Genomic DNA, 3,266 nt, shown 5'->3' with positions numbered 1-3,266 from the left:
AAAATATTTGGCACAATTCCATTATGAGAATGATTAATAAAAAACCTATATATTGGAATCAAATAAAACAGAACGTAACTTAATAACTCAATAATTAAGATTAGTATGAAAACAAAAGGAAGGAACATCAAATTTACTACAACGATAAAAACCAACTATTTACTTTTTCTTGTGTTTTTAGGATTAGCATGGAATACAAATGCTCAACATGTATTTAACAATCCTGAAGTTGAAATCGAACAAAGAATTGAGGACTTAATACAAAGGTTGACTCTTGAAGAAAAAGTTTCGTTAATGGTTCACGAGTCAAAAGGCATTGAAAGGCTGGGAATACCTCCCTATAATTGGTGGAATGAATGTTTACACGGCATTGCCCGTGCGGGAAAAGCCACTGTTTTTCCACAGGCGATTGGTTTGGCAGCTACATTCGATACCCATTTAATCCATCAGGTTGCAACTGTAATTTCTGATGAAGGAAGAGCTAAATTTAACGAAGCAAAAAAGATTGGTAATTACGGGCGTTATTTTGGGTTAACATATTGGTCTCCAAATGTTAATCTCTTTCGGGACCCTAGGTGGGGACGGGGACAGGAAACTTATGGTGAAGATCCTTATTTGTCGGGCGCTATTGGAAAAGCATTTGTGGAAGGCATACAGGGTAATGATCCTTTTTATTTAAAAGGTGCGGCTTGTGCAAAGCACTATGTTGTGCATAGCGGTCCGGAAGCGGTCCGGCATGAATTTAATGCGGTTAGTTCGGATAACGACTTGTACAATACCTACCTGCCTGCCTTTAAAACCCTTGTAGATGCTGGGGTTGCGGGTGTTATGTGTGCCTATAATCGTACAAATAATGAATTGTGTTGTGGTAGCCCCACGTTGTTGAACGGAATTCTAAGAAACGACTGGAATTTTAACGGGTATATTGTATCCGACTGTGGTGCAATTTATGATTTCTGGAAATACCATAAAACAGTGAAGGACGATGTACATTCGGCAGCACTTGCGGTAAAACATTCTGTAAACATAAATTGCGGAAGTACATACAATAAACTCCCTGAGGCAGTTAACCAGGGATTAATTTCGGAAGAAGAAATCGACATCGCCTTGGCTGATGCCCTAAGGATACTTTTTCGTTTGGGTTGGTTCGATGAAGAAGATAAAACACCATGGGCAAACCTGGGCAACAAGGATGTGGCAACGCCCGAACATATTGCATTGGCACGAAAAACTGCGGTGAAGTCTATAGTTATGCTTAAAAATAATGGGATATTGCCTTTAAAAAAGAGTACCAAAAGTATTTTTGTAACCGGCCCTAATGCAACCAGTTTAGAAGCTCTTATGGGAAATTATAATGGTTTTTCAGGACAATGGGTAACACCGTTTGAAGGAATAGTAAACCGCGCCAACGCAGGTGTTGCAGTTAATTATAACGAAGGTTGTAAACTAGCCGATGACATGAATTTTAAGGGCACCTGGATGGCGGGTTCTAACGATGTAACCATTGCTTTTTTGGGTATGAATGCTTTGCTCGAAGGAGAACAGGGCGATGCTTACCTCAGTAAGTACGGTGGAGATAAAAATGATTTGCAACTGTCCGAAAATCAAATAGAATTTGTTAAAACCTTAAAGGAGGGTGGTAAGCCATTGGTAGCTGTTGTAATGGGCGGAAGCGCACTTTCTTTAGATGCCATTGAACCTTATGTTGATGCCATATTGTGGGTCTGGTATCCGGGAGAGCAAGGCGGTAATGCCATTGCTGATGTTTTATTTGGAGATAAAGATCCGGGAGGCAGGTTACCTCTTACATTCTACCACTCGATAAACGATTTACCCCCATTTGAAGATTATTCAATGGAAAACAGAACGTATCGATACTTTAGTGGTGATGTCTCCTATCCTTTCGGGTATGGGTTGAGTTATACTACTTTTAATGTGTCAGATATTAAGCTTAATAAAAACAAATTCAATAAAAAAGATACAATATCCTTGTCATTAAGTATTTCTAATTCAGGAGAAATGGATGGAGATGAAGTAATACAGGTTTACCTTGCTACACCAGATTTTTATAACCGTCCTATAAAATCCCTTGTGGCTTTCGAGCGTGTAAGCTTAAAAAAAGGCGACGAACAGTATCTTGAGATTTCAGTTCCTGCCAATCGGTTGTACTGGTATAATAGCGAGACAGGGAAGTATGAAGTAAATAAAGGAAATTATATGCTTGAAGTTGGCAATTCTTCACGGCATATTTATAAATCACTAAATTTTTTGATCAAATAAACAGAAGATGAAAAAAACATTCAGTTCATTAATTATAGTAATAGCATTGTTTGCAATTGCCCTTTCTTGCAAACAAAAAGAAGAAAAAGATGAGAAGTCTGGCACAAGCTTGAAATACGTAATGGATTTTGTTCATAATAATCCAGGACTTCCCCCTCGTGTTTCTAAATTTAACAATACACAATTCTTGGAATCGCTTGGTTATGGTGGCATTACGCCACATTGGTTTGTGCAATGCGGCATTACTTACGATTCTTTGGAAGAAGGGATAGTACCTGAAGGTTCTGAAGAGAGGGAATGGATACTGGAAAATGCTAAAAAATTAAAACAGCAGATAAGAGAAGCGAAAAAAGCAGACATTGATCTATGTCCGTTTACAGATTTTCTGGTAGTGCCTAAATCAGTTTGGGAAAAGTATGGTAAACAAATGGTTGCCGATGAATTTATAGATAAAGTGGATTCAGAAAACTATCGAAAGCCCGACATCAGGAAAGAAATGACCAAGAAAATTTTGAGAATTCAGTTGGATGAGATTTTCAATACTTTTCCAGAACTGGATGGGCTTGTTCTTCGTTTTGGAGAAACCTATCTGCACGATACGCCTTTTCATTTGGGTAATAGCCCGATTAGAGGAGGAGAATTAAGTATTCCTGATCATGTTGAATTAATTAAATTGTTGAGGGAAGAGGTGTGTGTGAAAAGAGATAAAAAATTGTTTTACAGAAATTGGGTTCATGATGTTTTTCAATATAATCTTTCAACCTATTTGGCGGTAACCAACCAGGTAGAACCCCACCCCAATTTAATTTTTTCAATTAAGCATACTCGTGGTGATTTTCTCCGAACACATGATTTTAACCAGATTCTTGGAAAAGGAAAACATCAACAGATCGTGGAGGTTCAATGTCAGCGAGAGTATGAAGGGAAGCAGGCTCATCCCAATTACATTGCAAAAGGTGTGATTGAAGGTTTTGAAGAGTATGATT

The 3,266-nt window shown here is 38.1% G+C and carries 1 protein-coding gene and 1 pseudogene; both read left to right on the top strand.

The window, feature by feature from the left end; genetic code table 11:
• Positions 1–105 precede the first annotated feature (105 nt).
• Complete coding sequence (locus K7G79_RS14600; RefSeq protein WP_223552333.1) at positions 106–2,280, top strand: glycoside hydrolase family 3 C-terminal domain-containing protein; 2,175 nt, start codon at positions 106–108, stop codon at positions 2,278–2,280.
• A gap of 121 nt (positions 2,281–2,401) precedes the next feature.
• Positions 2,402–3,266, top strand: a pseudogene (locus K7G79_RS14595) (hypothetical protein); the annotation flags it as partial.

Origin of the sequence: Aestuariivivens sp. NBU2969 (assembly GCF_019931125.1) — a bacterium.
GTDB classification, from domain to species: domain Bacteria; phylum Bacteroidota; class Bacteroidia; order Flavobacteriales; family Flavobacteriaceae; genus Aestuariivivens; species Aestuariivivens marinum.
Note: the sequence above shows the minus strand (reverse complement) of the source record. Positions and strands in the feature narration are given on the sequence as shown.